This is a genomic window from Poseidonibacter parvus, assembly GCF_001956695.1.
In the GTDB taxonomy this organism is placed as follows: Bacteria; Campylobacterota; Campylobacteria; order Campylobacterales; family Arcobacteraceae; genus Poseidonibacter; species Poseidonibacter parvus.
Genome location: NZ_CP019070.1, coordinates 2,622,674 through 2,639,328, shown reverse-complemented (window position 1 = coordinate 2,639,328; position 16,655 = coordinate 2,622,674). Strand labels below are relative to the sequence as shown.

Below are 16,655 nucleotides of genomic sequence, written 5' to 3'. Positions count from 1 at the left end.
AAAAATGAAATCTTTTATATATATACTTTTACTTCTATCTTTTAATTTATACGCAGATGTGTATAAATTAAAAGCTGTAAATGTGACTTCAAACATAGATTGTTATATTGGAGATTTTAATCCTCCAACAAAAGAAAATAAAGGATTTGTATCAAATGTTTGTACAGTTGATACAGGTGATTCTATAGTAGTAATTGAAGCAGGTCCAACATATGTTTTTGCAAAAGAGTTAAATGAGTTAATAAAAAAGAAGTATGCAAAAGAAGTATCTTATGTAATAGCTACAAATTTTCATGATGATAGATATACAGGAGCTTCTTTTTATAAAGAAAAGAATATTCCTATAATTGCTCATAAAACAATTATCAAAGAACTTGAAGAAAACCCTGATAAGTTTAATAGAATACCAAGAGTTACTACAAAAGAAGAATACGCTAAATCTAAAGTTGTAGATGCAGATATTTTTACTAATGATAAATATATTATCAAAGGTAAAAACTTTAATATTGAGGTATTAAAATTAAGTAAGGCTTCAAACTCTGTTTCAGATATATCTGTTTTTGTTCCAAGTGAAAACTTTATCTTTACAGGAAATACAGTATTTAATGGCAGAATGATTAAGTATGCAAAATACTCAAATATAAATGAATGGATAAAAGCCTTAGAAAAACTAGAAAAAATGAATGTTAAGTATGTGATGGGTGGACATGGAAAAGAGTTTGATAAAACTTCTTATAAGCCAACATTAGAATACTTAAGAGTTTTAAAACAAAGTGTAACAAAAGCATACGATGATGAGGTAGATGTAGAAGATATTTATAATTATGTAGATGATAAAAATTTTTCATATTATGATCACTATAAAACTATAGCTCCTTTGAATGCAAAAACTTTATACGATCAATTAGAGTGGGAATAAAAAAGGATACTTATGTGGAAAGATTTTGTTGATTATTTAACTTATGAACTTTGGAGTTTAGAAGGTCATTTAGGTGAAGCTATAAACTTTTTTATTTATGATACGATAAAGATATTTTTTCTTTTAATTGTAATTATTTATATTGTAAGTTTCTTAAGAAGTTTCTTTCCAGTTGAAAAAGTAAGAGATTATTTAAGTGGAAAACATAAACTAATAGGTCATATTTCTGCCGCATTTTTTGGAATGCTAACACCTTTTTGTTCTTGTTCTGCAATACCTTTGTTTTTAGGATTTTTACAAGCTAGAATTCCTTTAGGAGTAACTTTTTCTTATCTTGTTTCAGCACCACTTAGTGATGCTGTTGTGATTGCATTATTGTTTTCACTTTTTGGATGGAAGATTACTTTACTTTATATTTCTTGTGCACTGCTTATTGCAATGGTTGCAGGATTAATAATAGGAAGTATGAATTTAGAAAAAGAAGTATTAATCGAAGTTAAACCTGCCACTTCATGTTGTAATTCACAAGAAGAAGGAAGTAATTTTAAAGCAAGAGTAAAAGAAGCTTGGGAAGCTACACTTGATATTTTTAAGAAGATATATCCTTATGTAATAATCGGTATTGCAATTGGTGCTTTTATACATGGATATGTTCCAGCTGAAACGATTGCTACTTATGCAGGTGGTGATTCATGGTATGCTCCACTTTTAGGAGTTGTGATGGGAATTCCAATGTATTCAAGCGCTGCAGGAATGATTCCACTTATTGAAGTTTTAACTTCAAAAGGAATGCTACTTGGAACTGCATTATCATTTATGATGGCTGTTGTCGCTCTTAGCCTTCCAGAAGCCATGATTTTAAAAAGAGTAATTTCACTAAAACTTATTTCAATATTTTTTGGAATTGTAGGAAGTGCAATATTACTTGTTGGATATATATTTAATGCGATATTATAAAAATAATAGGAGAAAGAAATGAAAATTGAAATTTTAGGAACAGGCTGTGCAAAATGTAAAGCCTTAGAAGAAAATGTAAAAAAAGCAGTTGCAGAAGCTGGCGTTTTTGCTCAAGTTGAAAAAGTGGAAGATATTGTTAAAATTATGGATTATGGTGTAATGAATACTCCAGGACTTGTAATAAATAGTGAAGTTAAATCTACTGGAAAACTTTTAAATTCTGAAGAGATAAAAGCTTATTTTTAAAAAGTATAACCTACTTTTAAGCTATTTAGTCATTATTTAGTTATTAAATTGTATACTAACTTTCTAAAGTATAATATATAAATATTTAGGAGAATGAATATGTTTAATTTTGGAAAAACAGAAGAAGAATCAGCTAGGTTAAGTGCAATGGATGAAAACTATGCCATTATATCATTCAACCCAGATGGTACTATAATACATGCAAATGATAACTTTTTAAATGTATTAGGTTATAGCTTAAGTGAAACGGTTGGTAATCATCATCGAATGTTTTGTGATAAAACATATACAAGTACTTCAGAATATACGAATTTTTGGAAAGATTTATCGAATGGAATCTCTAAAATAAATGAATTTGAGAGATTCGCAAAAGACGGTACTTCTGTATGGATTCAAGCTTCATATTCACCTGTTAAAAATAAAAATGGAAAAGTAATTAGAGTAGTTAAGTTTGCTCAGGATATAACAGATAGTAAAAAAGTCATTGAATCTTCTAAGAAAGCTATTGAACTAGCAAAGACAGGTATTATGCAACAATCAATAATTGAATCAACTAAAAATGAAGGTATTGAGGAGCTTAAAAATGGTATCAATGATTTATTTCAAGTTGTATCCTCAAAAGTTGATGGTGATTTAAATAAAATAACAGAAGCCTTAACTTCTTATCAGACATTAAACTTTGTTCATAGAATTACAGGAGATTTAGGTGAAGTTTCAGTTGGTTTAAATAGTTTAGCCAACGTTGTAAATGACATGTTAGTAGAAAATAAAACCAATGGATTAACACTTAATAATGGTTCTGATTCACTTTTAGAAAATGTAGATAAATTAAATCAAAGTTCAAATGAAGCGGCGGCTAGTTTAGAAGAAACATCAGCTGCTGTAGAAGAAGTAACTGCAACTATTAGAAATAATACTCAAAATATTGCAAAAATGGCAAATAATTCAAATATTGTTACAAAGTCTGCTAAAGATGGAGAAGCACTTGCTAATCAAACAAGTGTAGCTATGGATGAAATTAATGTACAAGTTAAATCTATAAATGAAGCAATCAGTGTAATTGATCAAATAGCATTCCAAACAAATATTCTTTCTTTGAATGCAGCCGTTGAAGCTGCAACAGCAGGAGAAGCAGGAAAAGGGTTTGCCGTAGTTGCTGCGGAAGTACGAAATCTAGCTTCAAGAAGTGCCGAAGCTGCTAAAGAAATCAAGGATATAGTTGAAAATGCAACATCCAAAGCAAATGAAGGTAAAAATATTGCTGGAAATATGATTGAAGGATATAAAGAATTAAATCAGAATATTCAAGAGACTACAAGTCTTATTTCAGATATTGAAATGTCAAGTAAAGAACAATTATCAGGAATAGAACAGATAAATACGGCAGTAACTCAACTCGATCAGCAAACACAAAAGAATGCAGTTGTTGCTTCTCAAGCACAGGAGATAGCTACAACTACAGATGAAATTGCAAAACTTATTGTTTCAAGTGCGAATGAAAAAGAGTTTATAGGAAAAGCTGATGTTAAAGCTAAAGAAATGAACTTAAAAATTGAACAAGCTACATCTATAGATGTAAAGAGAACTAGGGTAACTGCTGCTTCGCCAAGAATTGTAGAGGCAAAGAAAGAAACAAAAGATGAATGGGAAAGTTTCTAAAAGATTTTGACAGAAATTAAATTAGGACAAATATATGCGGTATTAGCATTTTTATTTTGGGGAGCAATTGCTCCCATATATTTTAAAGAAGTATCAAGTGTTGAGCCTTTAGAAGTTCTAATTCATAGGATTATATGGTCTTTTTTTATTCTTATTCCTTTGATTTTTATTACAAAACAAGTTGATATTTACAAAACTTTAATAAAAGATTTTACTAAATTAAAATACCTAGCATTATCAACTTTTTTCATTTCCCTTAATTGGCTTGTTTTTATTTGGGCAGTAACAAATGATAAAATTATGGAAACAGCGCTAGGCTATTATATAAACCCCTTAGTTAGTATATTTTTAGGCTATTTATTCTTTCAAGAAAGAATGACTAAAAATCAATATATTGCTATTTTTATAGCTTTTATAGCTGTTTTTTACCAAGTTCTTAGTCTAGGTTCTCTTCCTTTAGTTTCTTTAACACTTGCATTTTCTTTTGCTTTTTATGGAATGATACGGAAAAAAATAAATGTAGGTTCTATTGTCGGATTATTTGTAGAAACTTTGATAATGATACCTTTTGCACTAATTGGAATATATTATTTATATACTACAAATTCAATATCTTTTTTAAATTCAAGTACATATATTAATATAATGCTAAGTCTTGGTGGAATAATAACAATTACGCCACTACTACTATTTAATGGTGCTGCAACAAGACTTAAGCTTACAACATTAGGTTTTTTACAATACTTAGGACCAACATGTGCTTTTTTACTTGCAATTTTTATATATAATGAAGAGTTTAATTTTGATAAAATGATTACATTTATATTAATTTGGATTGCATTAGCAATTTTTTCATTAGATTCAATAAAAAAATATAGAAAACAAAAGAAGTTAAAAAAGGATAATTAATGAATAAGCTTTTTGAAAAAATCAAAAATTTATCCCTGATAAAGTTAGCTTTTTTATTTGTTGTTTTTTGTAATGCTTTAGTTGATGTATCACATAAAGTATTACTTCAAAATATTGCTTTTAAAGTGTTCGATGGAAGTGAACAAGTTATTTGGATATCAATAATTAATGCAATGATTATTATTCCTTTTTTACTACTGTTTACCCTAAGTGGCTATTTATCAGATAAGTATGATAAAAAATCAATTTTAGTTTATGGTGCTATTTCATCTTTTTGTTTATCAGTTCTTATGATTTTTGCTTATTTAAGTGGAAGCTTTTATTTTGCAATGTTTATTTTAGTTTTACTGGCTGTTCAAAGTGCTATTTATTCACCTGCTAAATTTGGAATAATTTTAGACATTTATGGAAAAAAGAATTTAGCAAAAGGTAATGCAGCCTTACAATCTATTTCAATAATTGCAATACTTTTTGCAATAGGAATTACCTCTTTTATTTTTGAAAGTTTTTATATCTCTAATAATTTAGAGCTCTTAAGCTCAAAAGAGCAGTTGCTTTCATCAACTTTAAGTCTTACTTACTATGTCCTTCCAATTGCTTTTTTAGAAATGATTGTTTCATTACTTATTTTACGAAAAATAAAAACATCGCATAAAAGAAATGATAGTTTAATTTTAAACAAAAATGATTTCTTAAAAGGAAAGCTTTTTTCTAAAAATATAAAATCAATTTTTTCAAATAAGATAATATTTTTATCTGTAATTGGACTTTCAGTTTTTTGGGGAATTTCACAAGGTTTGATGGCTGTTTTCCCTTCTTATGCTAAGCAGTATTTAGAAGTAACAGATGTGTTTGTAATAAATGGTGTAATTGCATGTTCAGGAATTGGTATTGCAATTGGAGCTTTTATTTACTCAAAACTTTCAAAGCATTATATAGAAGTAGGAACTATTCCCCTTGCTGCGTTTGGAATGGCTTTGATGGTTTATATTTCAACAATTGTACAAACTCCATTTTTACTAGCTTTATCTTTTTTATTCTTTGGCATTTTTGGAGGATTATTTGTAGTTCCTTTAAATGCTTTAATTCAATTTAATGCAAATAAAAAAACTCTAGGAACTATATTAGCAGGTAATAATTGGTTTCATTCTTTATTTATGTTTGCAATGCTTAGCCTTACAACTATTGTCTCTTTTTATTCTTTAGATCCTTTGAGTACTATTTATCTGATACTACTTATTACAACTTTTGGTGCATTTTTTACAGTTATAAAACTACCACAATCTATGATTTTAGTATTTTTGAAATTGATTGTTGGATTAAAGTATAAACTTGAAGTAAATGATGTTAAAAATATTCCTTCAAGTGGAGGTGTTTTACTATTAGGAAATCATGTTTCATGGATTGATTGGGCTGTAATTTTAATGTCAGTTCCACGTGATGTAAAATTTGTTATGGAAAAATCTATTTATAATAAATGGTATTTAAAATGGTTGCTTAAAATGTTTAATGCTATCCCAATTTCTGGAACTTCAAGTAAATCAACTATAAAAGAAGTTGCAAGACAATTAGATGAAGGGAATGTTGTAGTTTTATTTCCTGAGGGAAATATTACAAGAAATGGTCATTTAGGTGAGTTTAAAAGAGGTTTTGAACTAATACTAAGACAGACTCACAGTGATGTAAGAGTGGTCTCTTTTTATATTAGAGGCTTGTGGGAGTCGATGTTTAGTCGTGCTAATAATAAATTAAAAAAATCATATAGAACAAATACAGTTACTGTTTCTTTTTCAAAAGTAATGAAAAAAGAAAATGCAAATATTACAAGAGTAAAGCAAGAAATTATAGCTTTATCAACATCTTCATGGAAGGAACATATTAAAAATCTAGGAACTTTAAGTCAAACAATTTTTGATAAGTTAAAAGAAGTATCAAATGAGATGATAATAGCAGATTCAACAGGTTTAGAGTTAAGTGGAAATAGATTTTTAACAGCAAGTATTCTTTTTAAAAACCAACTTAAGAAAAAAGTAAAAGGACAAAACTTAGGATTATTATTACCTTCAAGTGCAGCTGGTGCTTTTATAAATAATTCTGTATTAATGATGGGAAAAACAGCTGTTAATTTAAACTTTACAAGTTCAATGCAATCAATAAAAGAAGCTATAAATAAAGCAGAAATAAAAACAATTATAACTTCGTCAAAGTTTGTTGAAAAACTAGAAGCTAAAGGCATTGAAATATCATCAGTCTTTGAGTTAGTAGATGTAATTCTTTTAGAAGATTTGAAAAAAGAAATATCAAAATTAAGTGGATTAATTACTTTATTAAGTGTAAAGTTTTTACCAAGCTTTTTACTAAAAGCTATTTATTTAGAAAAAACAAACAAAGATGATACTGTTGTTATTTTATTTTCTTCAGGAAGTGAAGGAAAGCCAAAAGGAATAGAGTTAAGTAGTGATAATATCTTAGGAAATTCACAGCAAATAGCAAATGTTTTAAATGTAAGTGATGATGACGTTTTTGTAGGTTCACTACCAACTTTTCATGCCTTTGGAATAGTTGTAACTACTTTTTTACCTTTAATTGAAGGAATAAAGTGTGTGTGTCATCCAGACCCAACTGATGGTTTAGGGTTGGGTAAATTAATATATAAATATAAAGCAACAATTTTAACAGGAACTTCGACATTTTTTAGACTTTATACAAAAAATTCTAAAGTAAATCCTTTGATGTTTGAAAGTTTAAGACTTACAGTTGCAGGTGCTGAAAAATTAAGAGATGATGTAAGAATTGATTTTAAAAAGAAGTTTGGAAAAGATATTTTAGAAGGTTTTGGAACAACTGAAACAACACCTGTAACTTCATGTAATTTACCTGATGTTTTAACACCAGAATTTACAGTACAAAAAGGAAATAAGATAGGCACTGTTGGAATGGCATTACCTGGAACCTTAATCAAAATAGTAAATCCAGATACTTTTGATGAACTAGAAATTGGCGAGGAAGGAATGGTCTTAATATCAGGTATTCAGGTTATGAAAGGCTATTTAAAAGATGAAAAGAAAACAAAAGAAGTTTTAATAAAAATTGATAATAGAACTTTTTACATAACAGGTGATAAAGGAAAACTAGATAATGATGGTTTTTTAACAATTGTTGATAGGTATTCAAGGTTTGCAAAACTAGGTGGTGAGATGATTAGTTTAACTGCAATTGAGAATATGATTTCAAAAGTTATTGAATTACCTGAAGATACAAATACTGATTATATTGCAACATCTATAGAAGATGAAAAGAAAGGTGAAAAAATCATTCTTTTAATTTCAAATGTAAATGAAGAGTTTGTAAGTAGTTTAAAGGAAAAAATAATAGCTTCTTTTGATAATAATCTAATGATTCCAAGTTTGATTAAAATAGTTGAAGAGGTACCAAAATTAGGGACTGGTAAAAAAGATTTTAAAGCAGCTAAGCTTTTAGCTAAAAGTTAATAAGAGTTCAAATAAAGCAGATTAATCTGCTTTATTTTCAATACTCATTAAATCAATAATTTCATTTTGCTTTGTGCAAAAGTTTCCATTTTTTTCGATTAAGAATAAATCTTTTGCATAGCCTCTAATTGTATTTAATTTAGCACTCTCAATTTCAATATTAAAATCATCAAAGATTTTTGCAATGTAAGCAAATAAACCTTTTTGATCTTTTGCAACTATACTCATTGCTGCTAAATAAGCAGTATGATTACAATTAACTTTAATGTTCTCTTTTTTAATAATTGGCGCCATTAATCTTGTAGTTTTTGACATATCAAATGAACTTTTAATAACTTCTTCAATAAAAGGTAAATCTTCATCATCAACTTTTTCAGTAAATGATATATAAAAAGCTTTTTTATCATCATAAAGTTTATATATATTCATAGATGCAATATTTAAAAACTCTAATTTTCCTAATAAGTATCCAAGGTTAAGTGGAGCTTTTCTTATTATTCTAATTGTTAAATGTCTTTCATTCATTATTTTATAAATATAGTTTTCTACATCTTTTGCTTTTATTGCAATATCTAAAATATCTTCAGCTTTTAGAATTAAGAACATTTGATTTGAAGAAATATACATTATTTTCTTTTTAACCAAGTTTGGTAATTCTTTATATCTTTTTAGGTTTTTAATTGTGTTTTGCTTTGCAACTCTTCTTGCACTTTCATTTAGTAATGCTTCATTCTCAAAAGCCGGAAGAGATTGTGTATATAATTGTTTTAAAAGTGAAGCCATAGATGCATTATAAATATTTGTTCCAACTGCTGAAATATCACAGTATGTAACTACATATAACATTCTTAATGCAAGTTCACTTTTTACTAATCCTGTAAAATTAAGTATAGTTTTTTCAGAATAAATATCTTCATGAGTTGCTATGTAAGACATCATATTATGATATCTTACAAGTCTTGCTCCAATTTTAGTATGCTCTTCATCAAAATTTAAAGAGACACCCATATCTTTAAAGATTTTTTCACCAACAATGTGATGATCTGTTGGTCTTCCTTTTCCTGCATCATGAAAAAGTGCAACAAGTTTTGTAATACTTTGTTGCTGTTTTGTTAAGGAATTAAAAATTTCTTGAATATAAGGATCTTTAATGTGTTCTGCAAATTTTAATGTTTTAATAGAATGTACGTCAACAGGATGTTGATGATATCCATCAAATTGTGGTTGATCAATAATCTTTTTTGTATTTGGTAAAATAGCTTGAAATAATCCTGCATTGTAAATTAGTTTAATAATAGGATATAAAGACTTTTTAAAGAGCATTGATTTAATATTCTTTTTTAACTCTTTTGATTGCGTAGTAGGACGCTTAGCTTTACTTGCATAGTAAATATATGACCTATCAAATCTTTTTACACTTGAAGGTAAGTCAATAAGCTCTTTTACTAAGTTATTTAAACTCTTTGGTTTTGCATTAAAAGATGTATATAAAGTATTGTCTACAATATAAAGATTCTTTTTATATCGATGTTCTTTTAATAAAGTGATATTTTCTTTTTTAAATATAACTTTTCTTGTAAATTTTTTAACCATTGTTGCTGTAAAACTATGAATAATATGTAAACATGTTAAAAGTTTTGCCATACATTGTCTATCTTTTGTATGCCGTGGTGTATTTTTGAAACCTAGTTTTGTACTTAAATCAGGCAAGATATCAAAAGTTACTTGGTCTTGTTTTTTTCTTGCAATATTATGTAAGGCATTTCTTACTTGGAAAATATATTCTAAAGATTGTCTATATTTTCTATACTCTTCTTCTGTAAATTCGCTACCTATCAAACTTTTCGTATCTGATGTTCCATATAAAATATTTGCCATCCAATACATCATATTTGATTCTCTAATACCACCATAACCATCTTTAATATTAGGTTCCATTTTCAGTGGATACTTTAATAATCTTTGTTTATGTTCTTCAAGCTTATCTAATACAAACTCTTTTTGATTTGTTTTTCTAATAAGATGTAATACATTTTCATAACCATACCAAAGATATTTAGAACCAAAAATAAGTCTTGATTCTAAAATTGAACTTTTAATAGTTATATCTTCAGCAACACTAAGTGCTACTTCTTTTAACTCATGAACCCTAGAACCTAATTTTAAACCACAATCCCATGCAAGAGTAATAAACTCTTCCATAATTTCTTTTAAGTTATAACCTTTTATATCCTCATATAGAATCATAATGTCAATATCAGAATAGATACAAAGCTGCTGTCTTCCGTAAGAACCAAGTGCCACAAGACTAATAGGAACTGAAGAGCTCATTGGTTGATATGAACCAAAGTTTTTACGTAAAATATATTTATAAAGTAAAATTAGGAATTTATCAGTATGTTTTGTATGTTTTATAAAAAAGTCTTTTCCACCCGTAGTTTCAAGTGTAGTATCAATAGATGCAACATAGTTTTTAAAATAGTTTTTAAAAACTTTTGATATCTCAAAATCATTTGCATTTTGTGAGATAAGTTCTTCAATTTGTATATTTAAATCATTCATAGTAATTCTTTATGCGTTTCCAATTTTTTTCTTAATGTTATCCTATTTAAGCCTAAATGTTTAGAAACTTGAACCTGAGATTTGTATTTTTTTGTTGATGCTTTTATTAAAGGAACTTCAAATAGATATAAAAGGTTTTTGTATGCATTATCTTCACCTAGATTCTCACCTAGATATTTTTCTAAAAACATTAATATCTCTTCTTCACCAATTGTTTCAAAAAGATAAGAAAAATAAATAGATTTTCTTAATGAGTGAGTGTTATTTGTAATATTTGTAATTAATTTAGATGAAGAGATCATTTCCATATCTAAAGTTCTTGAAGCTTCAAGTGAAAACTTATGAATTAATGCTTTAGTATCTAACTCTCTTTTATGTAAACTTGGTACTTCAAGATTAATTGAAAATATATCTTTTAACTTTTGGTTTAACATATTATTTTCCGATATTGCAATAATTCTAATATCATTTGTATTTATCCATTTTAAGAAAAGGTCAATATTCGTAAGTTCATCAATTTTATCAATAATTATTGCATCATTTTGTAGATTTATTACTTCATCTTGGATATCTTGTTGTAATGACTTTGAATTATAAATATTAGAATTTGGCAGTATATATTGAGCAAGTGATTTTTTACCAACACCTGCACCTCCTAATATTAGGGCATGTACATTAACAGCTTGTAATAGTTTTGCTGAGTTTAATATCTCTTTTGAAATCTCATCCTGTGCGATAAAGTCTTGCATATTTTCTAACCTTTTTTTGTATAAATTAATTATACAGAAATTAACAATAATAATTTAGTATACAGTATATTTTTATGAACTATTTTTACAAACTGTTTATAAAATAACCATTTGATTATTATATATTATAAAAATTATTATTGCTTTTATTACTATTATGTAATAATTATATTATGAAAATAAATTTATATAAAATCATAACAATAATTGTTTTTATAATTGTTTCTATAATAGCTATTTTAATAACTAGCAATTATCTTTCAAAAAAAGAATATAAACTACAATCGAAGAAATATGCACTTATTTCAAAGAGTATACAAGATAAAATAAAATCAACAATAGAAAAAAAGAAGAATGCCACTTTAGCTTTAACTATTCCATTATCTTTAAATAAAGATGTGTTAAATATAATAAAATACCAAAAAGATGGAAAACAACTAAATAATTTATCTTACCTTTTAAGAAAGGAAACGGCATTTAAAAATGTATGGTTTCAAGTACTTGATGCAAAGGGAGTGAGTTTATATCGTACTTGGTCAAAAAAGAAAAATGATGAAGTATATAAAATTAGAAAAGATATTCTTTCAATGATAAATGAACCAAAAATCAAAAGCACTATTAGTGTAGGTAAGTATGATATAGCTTTTAAAGCAATGGTTCCTATTTTTGAGAATAATAAATTTATTGGAATCATTGAATCAATAACACATTTTAATTCAATTACAAGAGGTTTAAGAAATAGTGATGCTATTGAACCTGTTATTATAGTGGAAGAAAAATTTACTAAGCAATTAAGAGAAAATGCATTTACAAATATATTTATCCAAAATCATTATATAGCTAATCTCTCTGTTGATAAAAAAATAACAGAATACTTAAAAAATAAAGATATTGATAAATTTATAAATAAAGAGGACTACTTAGTTGAAGATACTTATTTAATAATTAATACACCAATATTTTATAATGGTGAAAAACTTGCAAGCTTCTTATCTTTTAAAGATATAAATAAAATTGATACAAAAGATATTAAAGAGTATAAGCAAAGTGTATTTTTGTATTTAGGACTATTTTTATTATTGTTAGGATTAGTACTTTTTATTATTAGCTACTATTTATATTCAAAAGAATTAAGAAGTCTTTATGACAAATTAAATGAAAACCAAGAAGAATTACGTAATTTAAACAACTCTTTAAAACAAACTGTTGATGAAGAAGTTAGAAAAAATTACAAAAAGAATAAAGTTTTATTCCAGCAAAGTAAGATGGCTGCAATGGGTGAGATGATAGGAAATATTGCTCATCAATGGAGACAACCTCTTTCTTTAATAACTACTGCAGTATCAGCTTTAAAACTAAGAAAAGAGTTAGGTATTTTAGAAGATAAAGATTATACAGAATCTTTTGATTTAATTATTAATTCAGCTAATCACTTATCAAACACTATTGATGATTTTAGATATTTCTTTACCCCAAATAAAGATAAAAGTAAAACTCTTACAAATGATTTATTAGAAAAGGTATTTAAACTTTTAAGTGCAGAGTTTAAAAGTAAAAATATTAAGATTATTGAAGAAATAGAAGAAATTGAAATAACTACTTATGAAAATGAATTAATTCAAGTATTAATAAATATTCTAAATAATGCAAAAGATGAATTAGTAAAAATTGAAGACCTTAATGCTAGATATATTTCTATTAATATATCAAAAATCAAAAATGAAATAATTTTCGAAGTAAGCGATAGTGCAGGAGGAATTTCTGAAAATATTATAGATAGAATATTTGAACCATATTTTACAACAAAACATCAAAGTCAAGGTACAGGAATTGGCTTATATATGAGTAAAGAAATTGTACAGAAGCATTTAAATGCAGATATACAAGTTTCTAACAAAGAGAGTATTTTTGATAATAAAACTTATAAGGGTGCCCAGTTCATCATCTCAATACCCTTAAGAGATGAAAACTAGGCTTGTTTTTATTTATGCTTTTTATTAGAGTAATGAATAAATGCAGTGAGTGATAATAAAATTATTGAAATACCTGCTATTAAATAAAAGGCATTTATCATCTTTTCATAATCATTAAGTGCTATTTTAAACACAACAATAAGTGCTTCAATAGATAAAGCAATAATAATAGTACTTAAAAACTTAGTTAATATTTTAGTTTCAACCTTAGAGTTTTTAGAGTAGGACTTAAAGAATACTTCTTGCTCTAATATTGTTTTTGCCAAGTCAAATATTGCAATACTTAAGGTCAGCGCAATTATAGGTTTAAATATCATTTCTAGATTTAGTGTTGTTTCAATAAATATATAATAAACAAATTCATATAATGAATATGCAATTGTCATTATTGATAAAGTAATCATTGAAAAACCTGCAAGAATATAAAAGGCTTTTGTTAATTTATGAAAAGGCTTATTTAGTTCAATTAAATTTAATTTTTCTAATAAAATATCAAGACGAAGGTCTAGAAATATAATTTGATCATCTTCTTTTACAGTAACCGTAATACAAGTATTTCTTGTAGCTGAACTAATATATGGTTTTGAAAAAGCAATATTATCTTCTTTAAATTCAAGCTTTGATATCACATAAGATCTATTTTTGCCTTTTGCTTCTAAATCAATTCTATTTCGATAATAATTTCCTTCAAGCTGAATCTTTGTTGTTTTATTTGTAAAATATATTAATTCTAGTGATGGAAATAAATTAAATAACTTTAAAAAATTGTTTTTTTTAAGAGGCATTAAATCACCAAGATTTTTAACACTTTCTTGTACAAAGAATTCTATTTCATCTTTGTGTTGATTATAGGTTTCTATAAATTCTTTCATTCTTTTTCCATATGATTTTTTATTATTATACAGTTATTATGGATATAAATCATACTTTATTTGAATATATAATATACAGTTTATTCTTTTGTGTATATTATTTAAGTAGTAAAAAAACTACAATACATAAAAGAATTATTGTAGAACTTTGCCAAAATAAAAGTGGATTTCTTTCAATTAAAGCACTAGGTTTTTTGCTTAGAAACTTTTTATTTGGATTTTCTAAATCATAAATAAATTCTAAAACCTCATCGTATCTTTTTTCTGGGTTTACTTGTAATGCTTTTTTTAAAGCTTCATCTACCCAAATAGGAACTTTAGGATATAAACTTTCATATTTTAATCTATTTTGAGCAGCCTTACTAACACATCTTGCTACACTTGTTCCATAAGGAAATTTTCCACTAAGCATTTCATATGTAATTACTCCAAGAGAAAAAATATCAGATTTTGAAGTACCTTGTTTTCCAATAAAATATTCAGGAGCAGAATATAAAGCAGTACCGAGTAGATTCTCTTGTTCAAGAGTAGTGTTATTTTCTAATATACCTTTAACTTTTGTAGCTCCAAAGTCTATTATTTTAACTGTTCCTTGATAATCAATCATAATATTTTCAGTTCTTAAATCTTGATGCACCATTTCTTGTTTATGAAAAGCGTATAAACCTTTTGCTATTTGCTTGATAATATCTCTTTTTACTTCAAACTTTTCATTTGGATTATCAATTAGCCATTGTGTTAAAGTCTCACCTTTAATATATTCACTAACATTGTATAAATAGTTTCTTTTTCTATTCTGCAAATAGGATTTTGATACGTTTTCATGATTTATTCGTTTTGAAATCCATTCTTCCATTAAGAATCGTTCTAAGTATGCTTTATCATCTTTTAAATCAATTGAGGGAGCTTTTATCACAACCTTTTCATCACTTAGCTTATCTAATGCTAGATAAACATGGCTTCTGCTTGTATGACTTAACTCTCTTAATATCTCATAATCATCAAAAATCATTCTAGCTTCAAGTACATTAGGAATTGGTCTACTTGTTAATTGCTTATGAATTTCATCAATATTTTTATTTGGTACGTTTTCTATTTTTGCTATTTGAATTGTTAAATTATCATCACTGCCATTTTCATAAGCTTTATCAATTAAATACTTTGCTGTTATATTGTAATCATCAATTTGTTTTTGCAAGGTTTCTATAATAAAATCTTCTTTTAAAAACTCATAAACTCCATCTGTCATAAGTAAAAAGATATCATCTTTTTGTATTTCACAATTTTCATAATCAGGTGTTAAAATAGAATCAATTCCCATAGCTCTTGAGAGATAGCTTTTATCATCACTAACCCAAACTCTATGATCTTTTGTTAATACTTCAAGTTTGGAATCTCTTAATCTGTAAACTCTAGCATCCCCAATATGAAGTATATGTGCAGTATTTGATTTTAAAATTAATGAAGTAAAAGTACAAACATAGCCTCTATCTTTATCAAGGTGATATTTGTTTTTCCAGTTTTTTGAGTGAAGCCATGAGTTAGTTGCTTTTAAAACACTAGAAGCAGATTTTTTAACACTCCATGATTCACTAGTACAATAATAATCTTCTAAGAAAGAAGTAACAGATACTTTACTAGCTTCGCCACTTACTTCACTACTACTAATACCATCAGCAATTGCAATTGCAATACCTTTATTTGTTAGTTGTGGCTGTGTAGGGATTCTAGTATCGTGGAAATCTTGATTGATTTCTTTACGTCCTTTATTAGAATATTGTCCTAATTGTATTTCTAGTTTATTTGGCATTTTTAATTGTATCTAATTACCAAGATTTATATGGTAAGAATTTACCATTCATTGTAATTACAACCCTATCTCCTTTTGGATTTTCTTCTTTGTCTATGTCCATTGAAAAATCAATAGCACTCATAATTCCATCACCAAATTTTTCACCAATAAGTTCTTTAATTGTATCGCCATAAACGCCTACAATTTCATAAAATCTATAAACAACAGGATCTGTAGGAATTGTTTTTTCCCAATTTTTATGTGGAAACTCTTGTAAAGTTATCGCAACTTCTTTTCCTAATTTTAAAACTTTACAAACTTTTTTTGCTTGGTCTTTTAGTAAACTATTCATTCCTAAACAAGCAGATGTTAAAAACACTGGTGAAATATCTACTTTTGAAGCTATATCTTCCCATGATAAACCTAACTCTTTTTTAGCAATGATAATTTCTTCTGTCATTTCTATTTTAGTCATCTTTGATTCCTTTTAATTAAAAAAACTATAGGAATTATTCCTATAGTCTTA

At 26.6% G+C, this 16,655-nt stretch carries 12 protein-coding genes; 7 read left to right on the top strand and 5 right to left on the bottom strand.

The window, feature by feature from the left end; translation table 11 throughout:
- Positions 1 to 4: 4 nt before the first annotated feature.
- The 6 genes from LPB137_RS12945 to LPB137_RS12920 all read left to right on the top strand — a co-directional run bounded on the left by LPB137_RS12945 (position 5) and on the right by LPB137_RS12920 (position 8,181).
- On the top strand, positions 5 to 919 hold the full coding sequence (locus tag LPB137_RS12945) for an MBL fold metallo-hydrolase (protein ID WP_076088756.1): 915 nt from the start codon (positions 5 to 7) through the stop codon (positions 917 to 919).
- Positions 920 to 931: 12 nt separating this feature from the next.
- The gene (locus LPB137_RS12940) at positions 932 to 1,876 is read left to right on the top strand and encodes a permease (RefSeq protein WP_076088754.1); all 945 of its coding nucleotides are present in this window, start codon (positions 932 to 934) and stop codon (positions 1,874 to 1,876) included.
- 18 nt (positions 1,877 to 1,894) lie between these two features.
- The gene (locus LPB137_RS12935) at positions 1,895 to 2,122 is read left to right on the top strand and encodes a thioredoxin family protein (RefSeq protein ID WP_076088752.1); all 228 of its coding nucleotides are present in this window, start codon (positions 1,895 to 1,897) and stop codon (positions 2,120 to 2,122) included.
- A gap of 93 nt (positions 2,123 to 2,215) precedes the next feature.
- Positions 2,216 to 3,781: a methyl-accepting chemotaxis protein gene (locus LPB137_RS12930; RefSeq protein WP_083657268.1), complete on the top strand. Its 1,566-nt coding sequence runs from the start codon at positions 2,216 to 2,218 to the stop codon at positions 3,779 to 3,781.
- Between the two features lie 6 nt (positions 3,782 to 3,787).
- Positions 3,788 to 4,690: an EamA family transporter RarD gene (gene rarD, locus LPB137_RS12925; RefSeq protein WP_076088748.1), complete on the top strand. Its 903-nt coding sequence runs from the start codon at positions 3,788 to 3,790 to the stop codon at positions 4,688 to 4,690.
- Complete coding sequence (locus LPB137_RS12920) at positions 4,690 to 8,181, top strand: acyl-[ACP]--phospholipid O-acyltransferase (RefSeq protein ID WP_076088746.1); 3,492 nt, start codon at positions 4,690 to 4,692, stop codon at positions 8,179 to 8,181. Before rarD ends, LPB137_RS12920 begins: the two co-directional genes overlap by 1 nt.
- A 21-nt stretch (positions 8,182 to 8,202) precedes the next feature.
- Here LPB137_RS12920 and LPB137_RS12915 read toward each other — a convergent pair whose 3' ends face one another.
- Together LPB137_RS12915 and LPB137_RS12910 are read right to left on the bottom strand one after the other, a co-directional pair.
- On the bottom strand, positions 8,203 to 10,743 hold the full coding sequence (locus tag LPB137_RS12915; protein ID WP_076088744.1) for a [protein-PII] uridylyltransferase family protein: 2,541 nt from the start codon (positions 10,741 to 10,743) through the stop codon (positions 8,203 to 8,205).
- On the bottom strand, positions 10,740 to 11,492 hold the full coding sequence (locus tag LPB137_RS12910) for a Fis family transcriptional regulator (RefSeq protein ID WP_076088742.1): 753 nt from the start codon (positions 11,490 to 11,492) through the stop codon (positions 10,740 to 10,742). Before LPB137_RS12910 ends, LPB137_RS12915 begins: the two co-directional genes overlap by 4 nt.
- Positions 11,493 to 11,665: 173 nt before the next feature.
- Here LPB137_RS12910 and LPB137_RS12905 point away from each other — a divergent pair, with 173 nt between their 5' ends.
- On the top strand, positions 11,666 to 13,465 hold the full coding sequence (locus tag LPB137_RS12905; protein ID WP_076088740.1) for a sensor histidine kinase: 1,800 nt from the start codon (positions 11,666 to 11,668) through the stop codon (positions 13,463 to 13,465).
- Between the two features lie 8 nt (positions 13,466 to 13,473).
- Here LPB137_RS12905 and LPB137_RS12900 read toward each other — a convergent pair whose 3' ends face one another.
- The 3 genes from LPB137_RS12900 to cynS all read right to left on the bottom strand — a co-directional run bounded on the left by LPB137_RS12900 (position 13,474) and on the right by cynS (position 16,604).
- Positions 13,474 to 14,337 carry a hypothetical protein gene (locus tag LPB137_RS12900; RefSeq protein WP_076088738.1) on the bottom strand — a complete coding sequence of 288 codons (864 nt, stop codon included), beginning with the start codon at positions 14,335 to 14,337 and terminating at the stop codon, positions 13,474 to 13,476.
- Between the two features lie 97 nt (positions 14,338 to 14,434).
- Positions 14,435 to 16,147: a bifunctional protein-serine/threonine kinase/phosphatase gene (locus LPB137_RS12895; protein ID WP_076088736.1), complete on the bottom strand. Its 1,713-nt coding sequence runs from the start codon at positions 16,145 to 16,147 to the stop codon at positions 14,435 to 14,437.
- Between the two features lie 16 nt (positions 16,148 to 16,163).
- Positions 16,164 to 16,604, bottom strand: coding sequence for a cyanase (cynS, locus tag LPB137_RS12890; RefSeq protein WP_076088734.1), 441 nt, complete (start codon positions 16,602 to 16,604; stop codon positions 16,164 to 16,166).
- Positions 16,605 to 16,655: the final 51 nt, after the last annotated feature.